Here is a 17,256-nt window from a genome sequence, read left to right as displayed (position 1 = left end):
GTTATATTTAGAATGTTGTACCCAATTGGAATTGGAAACGCTGGATCTCATCGGTGGATTTTTTCTTAATCGGATAAGCATAACTAAATTTCATCGGACCCAAAGGAGAAAGCCAGGTAACAGCCGCGCCAGCGGAATAGCGGAGCTCTTCCTTGAAGGTAGATTTATGCGTTTTACCCAAGCCATAAACATTTTGTGTTGTATTATTGGTATGGTACCTATCACTACTGTCGTCATTATAAGTTTTACCATCCCATACGCTACCTGCATCGGCAAACAGGCTTAAACGTACCGTACGGCTGTCTTTGACACCGGGGAACGGAAAGAGGAGCTCGGCTGTGCCGGCCACCATTTTGTCACCACCATAGCTGACTTTATCGCCTTCACGGTCGTAAACTTTCGGCCCAAGTGTGCCGCTTTCATAGCCACGTACCGACCCTAAACCGCCACCATAGAAGTTTTCAAAGAATGGCAATTCTTTAGTTTTTCCATAACCATCGGCATAGCCTACATTGCCGCCCAACATTAAAGTAAGGTTTTTATTTAAAGGGAAAAACCATTTTTGATTGTGGGTTAGGCTGTAATACTGAAGATCACCGCTGGGTAGGCCTGCTTCAAGATTCACATCTGTCATATAACCGCGGGTCGGCCATAAGGCATTATCGGTTTTATTGCGGCCCCAGCCCAGAGTGCCTTTCAAAGTCCAGCCGCTGAATGAGCCTTCACCAGTGGTTTCATTATCAAGCTTGCCATATTCTTTTACAAAATCACGATAACGTTTCGGCGCATTCTGATAAGTGTTCACTTTAAAATGTTCTGGTGCCAAGCCTAAGTTGATTCGGTCATACTCGGTAACTGGAATGCCTGTGCGGACACCTGCGCCGAATGTAGTGGTTTTATATTGCTGACGGGTTGTGGTGTCGGATTTTCTTGGGTCATAAATTTTGCCGTATAAATCGTAGCCCAAGCTGATGCCGTCAGGTGTGAAATAGGGATCGGTAAATGATAAAGAAGCATTCTTAGTGGTTTTGCTGCGTGACAAACGGGCGGAAAGGGATTTACCTGTGCCAAATAAGTTGTCCTGAGCCACGCCAAAAGAAAGCACTAATCCGGTATCTTGCACCCAGCCTGCGCTTAAATCCAATGAACCGGTTGAGCGCTCTTCTACACTCATATCAATGTCGACTTGGTCAGGTGTGCCTTCTACCGGCTTTGCGTCAAATTTCACATTATCGAAATAACCTAATAATTCCACACGCTCTTTAGAACGTTGCAATTTGGAAGAGTCATAAGGTGCAGATTCAAGTTGACGTAATTCACGGCGGATTACCTCATCACGAGTTTTATTATTGCCGGTAATATGGATTTCGTTTACATAAACTTTGCGACCCGGATTAACCAATAAAACAAAGTCAACTTTGCCGGTTTCGGGGTTAGGACGCGGCTGCACATTCACTTCGCTATAGGCGTAGCCCGCACTGCCCATAGCATTTTGGATATCTTGTAAGCTTTGAACCATGAGTTCGCGTTCATACCATTTGCCTTCTTTCATTTTCAGCAATTTGTATAAATCTTCTTTCGCGACTTCATTGGTGTCGCCTTCTATGGTTACATTACCCCAACGGTAACGTTCGCCTTCATGCAGCTTAACCGTAATGGTTTGCTTGGCTTTATCTTCTTCTACGGTTTGCACTTCCGCATCTAAAATGCGGAAATCAAAATAGCCGTTGTTTTGATAGAAGTCGCTCAGGCGCTCCATGTCTTGGTTAAATTTTTCTTGGTTAAATTGGTTGCTTTTTGTTAACCAACTCCACATGCTGCCTTCGCTGAGTGACATTTGTCTCAACAAGCGGCGGTCTGAATATTTCTGATTGCCTTCGAAGCGAATGTCGGCAATCTTTGTAGTTTTGCCTTCTTCGATTTTAAGATCGATTGATACACGGTTACGTGCCAGCTTATTAACGGTCGGGGTAATATTGACCATTTGCTTGCCACGATTGATATATTCTTCTTTTAAGCCGGCAACAGCTTGATTGAGCTTCGCCTGACTGAAAGGTTGGGATTGACCCAGCCCAAAAGACGACAAGTTTTTCTTAAGAGAATCAGCTGGCAGGGATTTTGCGCCGGTAATGGTTAATTCGCTGATGGTCGGACGTTCAACTACCGTAAGTAGGACTTGGTCGCCCATCGTTTCAACGCGAACGTCATCGAAGAAGCCGGTTGCATACAGTTCTTTAATAATTTCTTCACCGCGTGCATCAGTAAACGTATCGCCCACTTTTACAGGCAGATAAGAAAACACGGTTACCGGCTCGGTACTTTGCAAGCCTTCGATGCGGATATCTCTAATGGTGAAATCAGCCAAGGCCAGCGGAGCAAGGCCCATCAATACTAAAGCAGCGGTAATCTTTTTCAGTTTCATAAACTCTATCCAAACAGACGGGTAATATCGTTAAAGAAAGCCAAAAGCATCAGCATCAACATAGCAGCGATGCCGAAGCGTATGCCTATCATTTGCAAGCGTTCACTCAAAGGTTTGCCACGTAGCCATTCGAGGGTATAAAACACTAAGTGGCCGCCGTCAAGAACGGGAACCGGCATTAAATTCAATACACCCAGGCTAACACTTACCAGGGCTAAAAATTCTAAATAAGCCTGCGCGCTGATGGCGGCTGTTTTCCCAGCTACATCAGCAATGGTTAAAGGGCCGGAAATATGGTTAATAGAAGCTTGGCCTGTCAGCAGCTTGCCGAAAAATTGTACGGTTAAAGTTGAAAATTCTACTGTTTTATCCCAGCCCATTTTAAAAGCCTGACCGACTGAAGGCGTATATTCTCGGCTGATTTTTTTCTCCCAAGCTTTATCAATACCCGAAGAAACGCCAATTAGGCCCACCAGGCGGTTACGGTCGCGCGTTGCTTGTGACTCAGGGCGTATTGCTATTTGTATGTTTTGCCCGTTGCGCACAACACCAAGCATCAGTTTTTGCCCCGGGCTGTTACGTATGATTGAGCTCCAGTCTTGCCATGAGGGTGTCATTTTACCGTCAACTGAAATAATGCGGTCACCTTTTTTTAAGCCGGCTTTATCAGCAGCGCTGTTTGCTTTGACTTCCTCTATTAGATTGGAACGTTTAAATGCATCTAAACCGATATAGCCGTTGCGCTTGGCAGCGAGGGAAGCTTCAGGGGTGCCGGCAATGTTAATCTGACGTAGTGCAGGTTGATTTTGGCTGTCAACTACCTGTACATCAACTTTTCCGGCATCTAGATTCAGTGTGATTTTCGTACGGGCATCAGTCCAATCTGTAACGGTTTCACCATTAACGCTTAAAACCAAATCACCTTCACGAAAGCCTGATTTGTCAGCAATGCTGTTCTTTTCTACGGTACCGATAAAAGGTTTGACTTCGGTTACACCGAAAGAAAAACTGAGGCCAAAAAGCAAAACGGCCAGTAATAAATTGGTAATCGGGCCTGCTGCAACAATGGCAATACGTTTGGCGGGATGTTGCTTATCAAAAGCATAGGGCAAATCTTTTTCTGCAACATCGCCTTCTCGGGTGTCGACCATTTTAACATAGCCGCCCAATGGAATCGGTGCAAGGCACCATTCGGTATCGCCAATCCGTTTGGTATAGAACGGTTTGCCGAAGCCTACGCTGAAACGTAATACTTTTACGCCACATCGGCGAGCAACAAAATAATGGCCGAATTCGTGAAGGCTTACTAATAGCAGGATTGCCGCTAAAAAGGCAATAATGGTCAGCAAATCAAACTCCTAACGGCTCATTGCCGCAATAAACTGTGTTGCCTCGGCGCGGGTTTGTGTGTCTTGGGCCAAGAGGCTCTCAAGACTTTTGCCATCATTGGAAAAGTTTTGTTCCAAGCAATGTGCGACCACGCGGGCGATGTCTGTAAAACGGATTTTTTCTGCCAAAAAAGCATCGACGGCGATTTCATTGGCTGCATTCAACACACAAGGTGCGTTACCGCATGCTTGCATGGCTTGGTAGGCCAATTTAAGACAGGGAAAGCGGTTAAAATCCGGTGTTTTAAATGTTAATCCATTTAAGGTATTGAAATCTAATGGCTTAACACCTGCATCAATGCGAATTGGCAGACCTAAACAATAGGCAATCGGGGTACGCATGTCAGGGGTGCCCATTTGTGCCAAAACCGATCCGTCAAGATAGCGCACCATGCTGTGAATGACGCTTTGTGGGTGGATAACCACTTCCAGTTTCTCCGGCGGGCAGCGAAACAACCAATGTGCTTCAATTAGCTCCAGCCCTTTATTCATCATGCTGGCTGAATCAACCGATATTTTTTTACCCATGCTCCAGTTGGGGTGTTTTATGGCTTGGGCAGGGGTGATGTTATCAAACGTGTTTAAATCAGTCTCAAGGAAAGGGCCGCCGGAGGCGGTCAGAATAATAGACTGAATTCCGTGTTCGTGCGGATTATCTGTGTAATGTTCGGGCAAAACTTGGTAAATGGCGTTGTGTTCGCTATCAATCGGCAGCACTTTTGCTCCCGATTTTGCGGCGGTTTCCATAAAGAGCGCTCCGGAAACAACCAAGGTTTCTTTGTTGGCCAGATAAATGGTTTTGCCTTTTTCGGCAGCCGCTAAAGTGGGTGGTAGGCCGGCTGCGCCGACAATGGCGGCCATTACGCCGGTTACTTCCTCTGCTGTGGCAACATCAATCAATGCCTGTTGGCCGAATAGTACCTCAGTGGCTGTATTGCTTGCTTTCAGACAGGCATTTAACTCTTGGGCGCAGGCCTCATCCGCTACTACGGCAAACTTGGGGCGGAAAGTGCGGCATTGTTCTGCCAGTTTGTTGACCTGGCGATGGCCTGCAAGTGCAAAAACTTCGAATTTTTCAGGGTGCCGGGCAATCACGTCGAGCGTATTGACGCCGATGCTGCCGGTTGCACCAAGTATGGTTAGAGTTTGTTTCATGATGTTGGTTCGTTTTCAGACAGGCATTTACGATGATGCTTAATCTGATATGGTCTTTATTTGTTATGTCGTTCAGACAGGCATTGTGGGGACAAATAGAATGCTTGTCTGAAAAGAAGTGTTAGGCAAACAGGAAATTAATGGCTGCATAAACGCTCAATACGGCGAGTAATGAGTCTGTCCGATCGAATACGCCGCCATGGCCGGGTAGTAGATTGCTGCTGTCTTTTACACCGGCGGCACGTTTGAGCCAGCTTTCCAGTAAGTCTCCGCAAATGCTGACAATGGTCAGAATAGCGGCGATACACGCAGCTCCAAGCCATGTGGTTTCAAATCCGAGCCAGCCGGCACTGCGTACCAGCAACATATAAATTACGGCGCATAACATACCGCCTGCGGCACCTTCCCAGCTTTTGCCCGGGCTGATTGAGGGAGCGATTTTGCGTTTGCCGTATGCTCTGCCTACAAAATAGGCAAAAGAATCGGCAACCCAAACTAGGCCCATAATTGCTAAAAGCGGCAGTGCAGATTCAGGTTCGGGGCGTAAGCCGACTAGGGCAAACCAGAATGGCAGCATCAGCATCCAGCCAACAGTCAGGCCTTTCCAATCATTAGGCAAGGACCATTTATTTTTAAGCCACAAAGGCATCACCAGTAGCCAGAAGCCCAAAACCAGCCACCAGGCAAGCGCGGGGAGCTGCCATCCGCCTGTGTGGGCAAGCAGCATGAATAAAGCTGTTCCTGCCAGATAGGGCATTTTCTGCTGATATTCCATTTTACATAAACGGCTGTATTCCCATAAGGCAATCAGAGCGATTAAGCTGCAGAAAAAAGCCCAAAGACCGTTTGGTGCATAAAACAGCATGCCCAGCATTAAGGGCAGCAATACTAACGCGGTAAGAATGCGTTGTAACATGATTTAATTCCGTTGCTGGTCTGCCGGCAATTGTTCGGATGTGCGGCCGAAGCGGCGCTCACGTTTTTGAAATGATGCGATGGCTTCGTTGAATGCCGCTGTATCGAAATCCGGCCATAATGTGTCGGTAAAATAAAATTCGGCGTAAGCCATTTGCCAAAGCAGGAAGTTGCTGATGCGTGTTTCACCGCCTGTTCGGATGAATAAATCCGGTTCGGGTGCTTCCGCCAGCATCAGATGCTCGGCTAGGTCGGCTTCGGTCAGTTCGGTTTTGCCTGCTTTTAAGGCTTTGTTGGCTGCCTGAAGAATATCCCAGCGGCCGCCGTAATCGGCGGCTACAACCAGCGTGAGGCCGGTGTTGCCTGCGGTAAGCGCTTCCGCTTCTTCAATGCCTTGACGGATTTCGGTATTGAAGTGGCTGCGCTCCCCAATCACTTTCAGACGCAAGCCGTGTTTGTGCATTTTTTGAACTTTTTTCTTCAATGCCTGCAAAAACAAACCCATCAGGAAAGACACTTCTTCTTCTGGCCTGCGCCAATTTTCGGTGGAAAAAGCGAAAACGGTCAGATATTGAACACCCAGACGGGCGCATTCTTTACATAGGTTTTCTAAAGCCTTAAGCCCCCGCTGGTGCCCCATCACCCGGGGCAGCAGACGCTTTTTTGCCCAGCGGCCGTTACCATCCATAATGATGGCGATGTGGCGGGGAATCTGAGTATATTCCAGAATGGTTTGGGTGCTGCTCTTCACGGTGTCGCTCCTTCAGGCAGGCCTGTCTGAAAACGGGCCGGGATTAAGCGGCTTAAACAGCCATTAAGTCTTCTTCTTTGGCTGCGAGCATTTTATCGGTTTCGGCGATGTATTTGTCGGTCAGCTTTTGAATGGCTTCTTCGGCGCGGCGTGCTTCGTCTTCTGAAATTTCTTTTTCTTTCAGAAGGTTTTTGATTTCGGTATTGGCATCACGGCGGACATTTCGAATGGCAACGCGGCCTTCTTCCACTTCACTGCGCACAACTTTAATCAAATCTTTGCGGCGCTCTTCCGTGAGCATGGGCATGGGTACGCGGATGACATCGCCCATGGCGGCAGGGTTCAGGCCGAGGTTGGAATCGCGGATGGCCTTTTCTACTGCGGCAGCCATATTGCTTTCGTATACTTTCACGCCGATGGTGCGCGCGTCGAGCAGGGTAACATTGGCTACTTGGCTTACAGGTACGGGGCTGCCGTAATATTCAACGTCCACTTGGTCGAGCAGGCCGGTATGAGCGCGGCCCGTGCGCACTTTAGCTAAATTGTCTTTCAATACTTCCAAAGATTTCTGCATTTTGCTTTCGGCGCTTTTTTGAATGTCATTAATCATATAGGGTTCTCTTTAAAAATGCTTAAGTTTGCCCAACCGCAAGGCCGGGGTGGATGGATGGGCCGGATATAGGACAGGGGTCGGCTGCGTGGTTATATATCCGGCAGTTTTGGTGCAATCGGCTTATTCTAGCCGCGGTTAGATGCCTTCGGCAAATATAATGTCTAAATCCCGTGTGGGGATGAAATTATGTTTGACGGCGCGAAAATGGTTCGTGCCGACTTTTTTCAGTGATTTATCCCAGCATAATGATACCAATTCGTTGGAATCACGTTCGATGGTGAGTGTAAACGTACCGATAGGCCCAGCCCAGTTGGCACCGGTAGTCAGTATATAGCTTAATGCGCGATGAGCCGGATAATTTTTTCCGCTTGTTTTCATTTTACGGCGGAAATTGTCATCAATACAGTAGGTGGTATAAAAAGTATTTTCTTTATTTTTCAGTGCATCGAAGTGAATGCTGTTGCCTACCAGCGGCGTGTACTGGTGCTTAACCTCGGTTATGGAACCTGCTTTAAAAGTTTGCCGCCAGCTGTAGATGATTTGCGAGGCCCATGGGGAAGCTTCGGAGATGTCTTCTTGCGGATTGCGGGCAGCTGTTAATTTGCGTATTTTCGGATTATTGCACCGGCTTAGTTTTTCGTATAGTTGCCGGTTGGGGTGTTGTTCAGTCCAGGGAGCCATCAATTCCGCATCGCTGAAGCCGCATTTTTTCAGTGATTCGGTCACATCCACCGGTTTGCCGGTTTCGGTGCTTTGCGGGGTATGTGGATACATGAAAGCGCGCACATGGATGTCGGGCTGTAAATTTTGGCCGTTAACTTGAACTTTAAAGCTTTTAACCAGTGCGGCCGTATCGGCAAAATCACTATCGTAAAAGCGTTCCAATATTGGCAGTGGAAACAGTATGGTTTCGTGGATATCCTGTTGGCTTTGATTTTTGAACTGATAAGCCACGCGGATTTGCTGTTTGCTGATGTATAAATCTTCACTCAGCATCTTGATATACGGGTTTTTCAGATATTCAATGCCGCCGGTGCCGATAAAGCCGGAACTGTCGTTAGCTTGTGCAATGAGCGGTGTCAGCAGCGATACGGTAAGCAGCAGGCGTATCCTCATGGTATTTCCTGTTTGTAATTGTAAATATCTGTTGGGCGCGTATGGTGGATATCGTCTATTTTAATTTAAATGAATCAAAATGTTGTCGTGTAAGCTTAGAGCGTGCCGTATGCATCTGACGACACGCTCTTTATGGTTTGTTGGTGTGAAATTTCATCATTCATGCGTACTGCTTTATAAGTTGCAGTTCGGTATGAAATCCCACCGTTATGTAACCGGCCGGCAGTTAATTATGAACCAAGGTGCCTTCGTCTTCGCCGAGGATAACGCGTTTGAGGGCGCCTTCTTTGCTGATACCGAATACCACGATGTTCAGTTTGCGTTCGCGGCACAGGGCGAATGCGGTGGCATCCATTACTTTCAGGTTTTTAATTAGTGCTTCGTCAAATGTGAGGGTTTGGTAGCGCACGGCGGAAGGGTCTTTTTTCGGGTCGGCATTGTAAACGCCGTCGACGTTGGTGGCTTTCATCATGATGTCGCAGTTCATTTCTGCGCCGCGCAGGGCAGCTGCCGTGTCGGTAGTAAAGAACGGGTTGCCGGTACCTGCGGCGAAAATCACCACTTTGCCTTCTTCCAAATATTGGATGGCTTTCGGGCGCGCGTAGGTTTCGGCGATTTGCTGCATGGAGAGTGCGGATTGTACGCGGGCTTTTACGCCCAGTGATTCGAAAGCATCTTTCAATGCCAAAGCGTTCATCACGGTTGCCATCATGCCCATGTAGTCTGCGGTGGCGCGGTCCATGCTGCCTGCTTGGGCGGATACGCCGCGGAAAATATTGCCGCCGCCGACAACTACGCCGACTTGCACGCCCATGTCGGTGATTTCTTTGATTTGGCTGACAATTTGCATGATGGTATCGCGGTTGATGCCGAACGGATCGTTGCCCATCAGGGCTTCGCCAGAGAGTTTCAGCAGTACGCGTTTGTATTTGGTTGTTTGGGTCATGGGGGTATCTCTCTATGCTTTTGGAATTCAAACGCCGACATTATACGCTTTTCAAGCTGGAAAGGCTGCGTTTTTTTAGTGGTTTAGGTTGGGATTTTTGCTTTGTTCTCCCACTGTTAGGGCTGTGAAAATTAAACTTTCATAAAATGTGAGGCAAAGTGGTAGGCAATATTAAGTTTTATATTGGCAAACCTGATTTGGCTTGGGCAGCATGAGGCTTTACAATGACTGTTTTCTATAAGCAGAGTAAATCATGATGCAAAAGTTGATAGCCGGTGTGGACGAGGCGGGCAGAGGGCCTTTGGTGGGCAGTGTTTTTGCTGCCGCCGTGATATTGCCGACGGATTATCAATTGGCAGGGCTGACTGATTCAAAAAAGCTGACTGAGAAAAAGCGGAACGAGCTGGCTGTGCTGATTAAGGAACAGGCGGTGGCTTGGTGTGTGGCGTCGGCAAGTGTGCAGGAAATTGCCTGTCTGAATATTCTGCATGCAACCATGCTGGCGATGAAGCGTGCTGTACAGGGGCTGTGTGTGCAGCCGGAGCATGTGATGGTTGACGGGAACCGTGTTCCTAAGGATTTCGGTGTTTCTGCGGAATCGGTGGTGAAGGGTGACAGCAAAATCATTCAGATTTCGGCAGCTTCGGTGCTTGCCAAAACGGCGCGCGATGCGGAGATGTATGCTCTGGCGGAATGCTATCCGCAATATGGGTTTGAGCGCCACAAAGGCTACGGCACGGCAGCGCACTTGGCAGCTTTGCGGCAATACGGTGTGCTGCCGGAGCATCGTTGCGATTTTGCACCGGTTAAGGCTTTGCTGGTGCAGGGGAAGTTATTCGAGTAAGGTCGCATTGTGTGATTGGCCGGGCGGTAAATAATATGCCTGTCTGAAAATGTTTTCAGACAGGCATATTTAATTGCTATATAGGTAATCTTTACCAGATTTGATCAATAGTTTGTTCAATCTTGCCGGCAATTTCCGAGCCTAAATGGCGGCTGAGCAGCAGATTGAAATCTTCATCCGGCGTGTAATCCACCAGTTTCGGCGCTCTAATCACATCGCGTGATACACTGTACACGCTGCCGAAATCATCAATCAAGCCTATTTTTTTGGCTTCAGAGCCGGTGTAGACGCGGGCGCTGAAAATTTCAGGAAAGTCTTTTTCTTTCAAACGTTCACCACGGCCGGTTTTCACGGCTGAGATGAATTGCTGATGTATTTCTTGCAGCATTTTTTCCAGAATGGCTTTTTGCTCCGGAGTTTCGGGCGAGAAGGGGTCGCCGAAGCCTTTGTTGCTGCCGGCGGTGTGCAAGCGGCGTTTAACGCCGAGCTTGTCCATCAAGCCAGTAAAGTCGAAGCTGCCGCTGATAACGCCGATGCTGCCGACAATGCTTGAAGGATCGGCATAGATTTTGTCGGCAGCGGCAGCGATGTAATAGCAGCCGGATGCGCACACGTCTTCGGCCACCACGTAAACCGGAATGTTTTTGTGTTCGGCTTTGAGGCGGCGGATTTCGTTAAATGCGGAGCTGGATACTACGGGCGATCCGCCCGGGCTGTTGGCGCGAATGATGATGCCTTTGACGTTTGAGTTGGCATAGGCCGCTTCCAACCCGTCGCGCAACATGGCGACTTGGTCGCGGTAGTGGCTGCTGATTATGCCGTCGAGTTTGATAACGGCGGTATGCTCGCCGCGTGTGCCGACAATGCCTTTGCCTTCTTTTTTCGGGCTGCATGAGCCGATAATGGATGCGATAAAGGAAACCATCAATAATGCCCAGACGCAACGCCAAAAATTGCGCCAAGTGCGTGCGCGCTGCCGTTCTTTATAGGATTCAAGCAAAACGGCGCGCAGGGTGTTGCGCTCCCAGTTTTCTTGAGGGTTGTCGCCCACTTGCGGTGTTGGTTCGCTGTCGCGGCTGATTTTGTATGACATATTACGGATATTCCAATGTATTGAGTAACGTTATTGTAGGGACTTTATGCCTGTCTGAAAAGTTCAGTTTTAAAGTGTATTGAGAAAATCGGGTAATTCAGACAGGCATGGGAGGATGGCTAAGTGTGGTGCGCTCTGAATTTGTGAGAGGGTATGGGCACCGGTTGTGATACCGATAGCGCGGATTTTTGCATTGGCAGCCATTTCTAAATCATACAGGGTGTCGCCAACCAGCAGTGCCTCTTCGGGTTGCACGCCTAATTCGTCGCAGATTTCCAAAAGCATATCGGGTGCGGGTTTGGGCGGGCATTCGCTGGCGCAGCGGGTGGCAAGCCAGTAATCGGCCGTGCCGGTTTGTGCGATGGCTTTGTTTAGGCCGCTGCGGCCTTTGCCGGTGGCAACGGCGAGCCAATAACCTTGTGCTTTTAATGTGTTCAGACAGGCAATGGCATCATCAAAAAGCCGCATGTTTTGGTTGTTTGGGTTGAGTTGGCTGCGTGTGTAAACACGGGCGATATGCTCTTGACGGCTGGCGGGCAGGTTGGGTGCAAGTGCATGGATAATGCCCGGTAGGCTTTTGCCGATTAATGAGCGGATGTCTTTCTCGGAAGGTGCGTCCAAATCGCATTCGGCAAACGCGTGCTGCATGGTGCGGATGATGGGGAAGGTGGTGTCGGCGAGGGTGCCGTCCCAGTCGAAAATGATGAGTTTTGGGGGCATGGCGGTTGTAAGGTTGTGGTAGGTAAACGGGCAGGGGCGGCGGATTGGCTGCGCCTGCGGGGGTGATGTCAGATGGTTTTTCGGCAGTATTATATACTTTTTGTTTTCAACCGGTTCAGGCGGAGGATGGAAATGCCTGTCTGAAAAGTTTCAGACAGGCATTGGTGTCGTTTATAATTTTAAGCAGACAATTGGTTCCGATATTTCAAGGGGAGAAGATGGGAATGTTGTTGCTGGTGTTGGCTATGTTTATCAGTATGCCGCTGTTGATTGTGCTGTGAACAGTTGTGCTGACCAAGTGGGACAGGAGCGTTCAGGTGGCGGATGCAACCTATACCGAAAACCGTTTGTCTTTACGGCGCAGATTGATTTATGTTGCGGTCGCGGCTGTGGCGATGCTTTATGCTTATCGGGGGTATGTCGGTAAAGGGATTTGGGTGCCCGGTAAATTCGGCGGCGGTGTGCGGTTTACCGGTTTGGCCGAGCAGATTTTGTTTGCGGCGATATTGTGTTTCGGATTCAGATTGCTGCTCGAGGTGGCGGTTTGCTATTTGCCGCGCAGGTGTTACCGCTTGGTTGGGCGGTTTCTGCGCTGGATGGAATATGCGGTATTGGCTTTGTTGGTAGCGGCGTTTTTGGCTAGGTTGTTGTATTTGTTTTGGCAATAGAGCCTGTGACTGTGGTTTGGATTCCTAAAAATGCCTGTCTGCAAAGTTTTTCAGACAGGCATTTTTATAGGGAGCGGTTTAACAGCTTTCAGTTTCAGCCTTGCCCAGTAGCATCAGGAATTGCTGAAGTTCCTTCGGCAATTCCGCCTTAAGCAGCAGTTTCTCTCCGCTCAGCGGATGGTTGAGGTGCAGTTCTGCGGCGTGCAGAAACATTCTTTTCAAGCCCAGCTTCTGTAGGCGTTTGTTGGCCTGATAGTCGCCGTAGCGCTCGTCTCCGGCAATGGGGCAGTGTTGCGACTGCATATGCACACGGATTTGATGGGTGCGGCCGGTTTTTAAAGTGGCTTCCACCAAAGTCAGTTCAGACAGGCCTATCTGGTGCAGCGTTGCGCCTGAAAAACGGTTGAGCACGCGCAAGATGGTGTGGGCGGATTGGCCGTCTTCGCTCACGCGCACCATCTTTTCGCCCTGCGCGCCGGTATACTTGAACAGCGGTAGCTTGACATGGCATTTATCGTTCGGCAGCCTGCCTACGCCCAGCGCGAGATAAACTTTTTTCGGATGGTCGTTGCGGATGGCTTCGTGCAGCTTGACCAGTGCGCTGCGCTTTTTGGCAATCATCAATAAGCCGCTTGTGTCTTTATCCAAACGGTGAGCCAACTCGAGATAGCGTGCTTCCGGTCGGGCGCGACGGATTTGCTCAATCACGCCGAAACTTACGCCGCTGCCGCCGTGAACCGCCACTCCGGAAGGCTTGTTGATCACCAGCATGGCATCGTCTTCATAAACCATGTCAAACTCGCGTGCCGGCACGGTTTGCGCAGGCCGGACCTGTTTTTCAGCCGTGCGCACCGGCGGAATGCGCAGAATATCGCCTGTTTCGATACGGTCGGAAGGCTTGCAGCGCTTCTTGTTCAAACGCACTTCGCCGGCGCGGATAATGCGTAAAACATGGCTCTTGGGCACGCCTTTTAAAACTTTAAACAGAAAGTTATCAAGGCGTTGCCCCGCATCGTTTTCGGAAATATTCAAATGGTTGACTAAGTCTTTGCTAATTGCAGGCATTTTCTAATATAATCCGCAGGCTTGCTCTTAAAACAGGCAAGTTAATTGATTGATACCAAACCTGTAAATCATTATTGCAACGGCTGGTCCTCAAGCTTCGTGAAGCAGATCGAGCAGAGGCGTGCCGAACGATAAAAAATCAGTTTGATTAGGGTTTGGTGGGCTATTTTATATTAAAAACGCACTCTACAAAGCATTTCTTCCGGCTTGCCGCCAAGCCCGCCAAGCCGGATACAGTAATTAAGTTTGACTTTAGGTTTGAATAGGCAGCCGCTACAGCCGTAAGACGTTAAACATAACGCAGCTTCGGGTGGAAAACCGTTCAAACGATAATTTAAGAAGTTGATGGCTCTATTCGGAGTGTTGTTGTTGGTTGGATTTATCCCGCAACGGCACTGTAAAAATACCGGGTTTCTGCCCGGTCGGCGTGCATAAACGGCACGACAATCGTTCTTTATTGTTCCTTCTTTAAATTAATATTCCGCACATGCCGCCGCCGTTTGAGCAAACCATGCAAACCACCGGCCTTATATTTTTCAGACAGGCATGATTGCTTGCGGAAGCAGAAGTCTAAATACTGGTTACGCGCTTCGTATGGTGCCTTATGGGTTTTAAAAATATTTAAAACCAAGAGGTTATAATAAAATGAAACGCATGTTGTTCAATGCTACGCAAGCCGAAGAGTTGCGCGTAGCAATTGTTGATGGACAAACCCTACTGGATCTGGACATCGAAACGCTGGGTAAAGAGCAGCGTAAAGGCAATATCTATAAGGGTGTGATTACCCGCATCGAACCGTCGCTGGAGGCCTGTTTCGTTGATTACGGTACCGACCGCCACGGCTTTCTCCCGTTCAAAGAAGTTTCCCGTTCTTATTTCCAAGACTACGAAGGCGGCCGTGCGCGCATCCAAGATGTGCTCAAAGAAGGCATGCAAGTTATCGTGCAGGTGGAAAAAGACGAGCGCGGCAATAAAGGCGCGGCCTTAACCACTTTCATCAGCCTTGCAGGCCGCTATTTGGTTTTGATGCCGAACAATCCGCGCGGCGGCGGCGTGTCGCGCCGCATCGAGGGTGACGAGCGCCAAGAGTTGAAAGCGGCAATGGCGGAATTGGACGTGCCGCGCGGCATGAGCCTGATCGCCCGCACGGCAGGCATCGGCAGAAGCGTTGAAGAATTGCAATGGGATTTCAATTATCTGCTGCAATTGTGGCAGGCGATTGAAGAAGCGGGCAAAGCGCATCAAGAGCCGTATCTGCTCTTTATGGAAAGCTCGCTGCTGATACGCGCCATCCGCGACTATTTCCGACCCGACATCGGCGAAATTCTGGTGGATAATCAGGAAGTGCATGATCAGGTTTCGGAATTCATGAGCTATGTGATGCCGAGCAATGTCGGCCGCTTAAAGCTTTACCAAGACCACACGCCGCTGTTTTCCCGTTTCCAAATCGAGCATCAGATTGAAAGCGCGTTTTCACGCAGCGTGAGCCTGCCCGGCGGCGGCGCGATTGTTATCGACCACACCGAAGCACTGGTTTCGATTGATGTGAACTCTGCCCGCGCTACACGCGGCGCCGATATTGAAGACACGGCGTTTAAAACCAATATGGAAGCGGCGGAAGAAGTGGCGCGCCAGATGCGTTTGCGTGACTTAGGCGGCTTGGTGGTAATCGACTTTATCGACATGGAAAACCCCAAGCATCAGCGTGATGTGGAAAACGTGTTGCGTGATGCCTTGAAAAAAGACCGCGCCCGTGTGCAAATGGGCAAACTTTCCCGTTTCGGCCTGCTGGAGCTTTCCCGCCAGCGCTTGAAACCCGCTTTGGGCGAAAGCAGCCATATTGCTTGCCCGCGCTGCGCGGGTACGGGCGTTATCCGCGGCATCGAATCGACCGCGCTGCATGTGTTGCGCATCATTCAGGAAGAGGCGATGAAAGACAACACGGGTGAAGTGCATGCGCAAGTGCCGGTGGATGTGGCGACCTTCCTGTTGAATGAAAAACGTGCTGAACTGTTTGGTATGGAAGAGCGTTTGGACGTGTCGGTAATGCTGATTCCGAATATCCATTTGGAAAACCCGCATTATGAAGTAACCCGCGTACGGATTGATGATGTAGATGAAGATGCGGCACCGAGTTATAAGCGCGTGGCAGAACCGGAAAAAGAAGATACCGTGCCGTTTTCTTCTAACAAGGCAACCAAAGCCGCGCGTGTGGAGCCGGCGGTAAAAGGCGTGCGCCACGACCAGCCCGCGCCTGTGATTGAAGAGAAAAAAGATTCCTGGTGGGATAACTTTAAATCTTGGTTTAAAGGCCTGTTCAGCGGCGGCAAGAAAGAAGAAGCCAAGCCCGAACCGCAGCGTAAAAGCGGCAATACCCGACGCAATATGAAAAGCAACCGCCATAGCGGCCGCCGTGGCGGTAACCGGCGTAATACAGGCCGTAGCGCCGCTGCCAATTTAGATGCGGAGGGTGGTGAGAAAAACCGCGAAGAGGCGGTAAATGCGCAAGAGCAAGTGAAGCAAACGCAAAGCCGCCGCCAAAGCAACCGTCAGGAAGAGCGCAATCACGAGCGTCGCGATAATCGTAAAGAGCGGAAAGAAGCGCGTGAGTCTACCGGTGAGGACAATGTGAAAGCTGTTCAAAACGAGCAGCAAAGCAACCGCCGCCGCAACCGGAAAGAGCATAGCAACGAAGATGTGGTGCCGGCGGCTCAGGCTTTGGTGCCGATAGAATCAGCCAATGTTACGCCAGTGGATGCGGTTGACCAGGTGCCGGAGGAAAAAGCGGTGTCAGAAAAACCAGCCAAATCGGGTAAAGGCAATAAAGCCGAGCAGGCTGCAAAATCCGAAAATGCCGAAAAAAACCGCCGCAGCAATCGCGAGCGAAACGAGCGTAACCGTTCAAATGATCGGCGCGGCGGGCGCGGCGAGAAAAAACGCAATATTCCTTCTGCCGAGAAAATCGAACGTAACCTGATGATTCCGGCCATCGGCGACCGTGTACGCGATGCAGTGGCTCATGTGTTCGGCGAGAATAAAGCTGCGCCTGTGGTGGTGTCGGTGAAAGGTTTTGAGGATGAAGCCGCAAACGCTCCGTTGGTGATTACGATTCCCGAACCTGTGGTAGACGCACCTATGCCTGCGCCTGTTGCTGCTTTGTTTGCAACAGAGGAAGATAAGGAAGCTGCTATCATTGCGGAAAGCAGTGCCAAAGTAAAAGAAGCAGTCCGTATGATTGTGGGAGAGGTGGAAGTGGAGGCGGAAGAAACCGCGCCGCAAGCTGAACAGCCCAAACCCAAGCAGGATACGCCTGCGAAACCGAAGCGGAAAGCGGCTGCACCGAAGAGCAAAAAGCCCGAAGTGGACTTAGGCGGTTTGGTGTTGGTGCAAACCGATAATTCTGCTCTGGCCGCCGCTGCGCAAGCCGAACAGCCCGAGCTGCCGAAAGGCCGCCGCCGCTCCGATGTTCCGCGCCCTGCCGTGCAGGATTCGGAAGCCGGCGAACCTTTACAGCAAGTGGAAACCACTTCTTCTTAACTGAGATATGATATGGAATGCCT

Annotated in this window: 15 protein-coding genes; 4 read left to right on the top strand and 11 right to left on the bottom strand. The window is 49.6% G+C overall.

Translation table 11 applies throughout. The features are described 5' to 3' along the window. Positions 1–7: 7 nt before the first annotated feature. The 8 genes from bamA to pyrH form a co-directional block, all read right to left on the bottom strand. A complete protein-coding gene (gene bamA / locus HMPREF9370_RS10570; protein WP_009117505.1) occupies positions 8–2,422 on the bottom strand; it encodes an outer membrane protein assembly factor BamA in 2,415 nt (804 codons plus the stop codon). 5 nt (positions 2,423–2,427) lie between these two features. Further along, entirely contained in the window at positions 2,428–3,771 is a 1,344-nt protein-coding gene (rseP, locus tag HMPREF9370_RS10565; RefSeq protein ID WP_009117504.1) for an RIP metalloprotease RseP, read from the bottom strand. Between the two features lie 9 nt (positions 3,772–3,780). Next, positions 3,781–4,968 carry a 1-deoxy-D-xylulose-5-phosphate reductoisomerase gene (gene ispC / locus HMPREF9370_RS10560; RefSeq protein WP_040667196.1) on the bottom strand — a complete coding sequence of 396 codons (1,188 nt, stop codon included), beginning with the start codon at positions 4,966–4,968 and terminating at the stop codon, positions 3,781–3,783. Between the two features lie 118 nt (positions 4,969–5,086). Beyond that, entirely contained in the window at positions 5,087–5,884 is a 798-nt protein-coding gene (locus HMPREF9370_RS10555) for a phosphatidate cytidylyltransferase (protein WP_040667194.1), read from the bottom strand. After that, positions 5,885–6,631 carry an undecaprenyl pyrophosphate synthase gene (gene uppS / locus HMPREF9370_RS10550; RefSeq protein ID WP_009117501.1) on the bottom strand — a complete coding sequence of 249 codons (747 nt, stop codon included), beginning with the start codon at positions 6,629–6,631 and terminating at the stop codon, positions 5,885–5,887. Positions 6,632–6,683: 52 nt separating this feature from the next. Beyond that, complete coding sequence (gene frr / locus HMPREF9370_RS10545; protein WP_009117500.1) at positions 6,684–7,241, bottom strand: ribosome recycling factor; 558 nt, start codon at positions 7,239–7,241, stop codon at positions 6,684–6,686. Positions 7,242–7,379: 138 nt separating this feature from the next. Next, entirely contained in the window at positions 7,380–8,360 is a 981-nt protein-coding gene (locus HMPREF9370_RS10540) for a DUF4424 family protein (protein ID WP_009117499.1), read from the bottom strand. 226 nt (positions 8,361–8,586) lie between these two features. Continuing rightward, positions 8,587–9,306, bottom strand: a complete 720-nt coding sequence (pyrH, locus tag HMPREF9370_RS10535) for a UMP kinase (protein ID WP_009117498.1) — start codon at positions 9,304–9,306, stop codon at positions 8,587–8,589. Between the two features lie 253 nt (positions 9,307–9,559). Here pyrH and rnhB point away from each other — a divergent pair, with 253 nt between their 5' ends. Beyond that, entirely contained in the window at positions 9,560–10,150 is a 591-nt protein-coding gene (gene rnhB / locus HMPREF9370_RS10530; protein WP_009117497.1) for a ribonuclease HII, read from the top strand. A 91-nt stretch (positions 10,151–10,241) separates the two neighbouring features. Here rnhB and HMPREF9370_RS10525 read toward each other — a convergent pair whose 3' ends face one another. Next, positions 10,242–11,243, bottom strand: coding sequence for a S49 family peptidase (locus HMPREF9370_RS10525; protein WP_009117496.1), 1,002 nt, complete (start codon positions 11,241–11,243; stop codon positions 10,242–10,244). Positions 11,244–11,312: 69 nt separating this feature from the next. Beyond that, positions 11,313–11,963 carry an HAD-IA family hydrolase gene (locus HMPREF9370_RS10520; RefSeq protein WP_009117495.1) on the bottom strand — a complete coding sequence of 217 codons (651 nt, stop codon included), beginning with the start codon at positions 11,961–11,963 and terminating at the stop codon, positions 11,313–11,315. 44 nt (positions 11,964–12,007) lie between these two features. On the opposite strand from HMPREF9370_RS10520, the gene HMPREF9370_RS10515 reads away from it, so the two are divergent. Both HMPREF9370_RS10515 and HMPREF9370_RS10510 read left to right on the top strand, forming a co-directional pair. Further along, positions 12,008–12,244, top strand: coding sequence for a hypothetical protein (locus HMPREF9370_RS10515; RefSeq protein ID WP_156793003.1), 237 nt, complete (start codon positions 12,008–12,010; stop codon positions 12,242–12,244). Between the two features lie 36 nt (positions 12,245–12,280). Next, on the top strand, positions 12,281–12,631 hold the full coding sequence (locus HMPREF9370_RS10510) for a hypothetical protein (protein ID WP_040667193.1): 351 nt from the start codon (positions 12,281–12,283) through the stop codon (positions 12,629–12,631). 78 nt (positions 12,632–12,709) lie between these two features. Here the strand turns inward: HMPREF9370_RS10510 and HMPREF9370_RS10505 are convergent, their stop codons facing one another. Further along, complete coding sequence (locus HMPREF9370_RS10505; protein ID WP_009117492.1) at positions 12,710–13,696, bottom strand: RluA family pseudouridine synthase; 987 nt, start codon at positions 13,694–13,696, stop codon at positions 12,710–12,712. A gap of 645 nt (positions 13,697–14,341) precedes the next feature. Here HMPREF9370_RS10505 and HMPREF9370_RS10500 point away from each other — a divergent pair. Continuing rightward, positions 14,342–17,233, top strand: coding sequence for an Rne/Rng family ribonuclease (locus tag HMPREF9370_RS10500; protein WP_009117489.1), 2,892 nt, complete (start codon positions 14,342–14,344; stop codon positions 17,231–17,233). Positions 17,234–17,256: the final 23 nt, after the last annotated feature.

The organism is Neisseria wadsworthii 9715, assembly GCF_000227765.1.
In the GTDB taxonomy this organism is placed as follows: Bacteria; Pseudomonadota; Gammaproteobacteria; order Burkholderiales; family Neisseriaceae; genus Neisseria; species Neisseria wadsworthii.
Note: the sequence above shows the minus strand (reverse complement) of the source record. Positions and strands in the feature narration are given on the sequence as shown.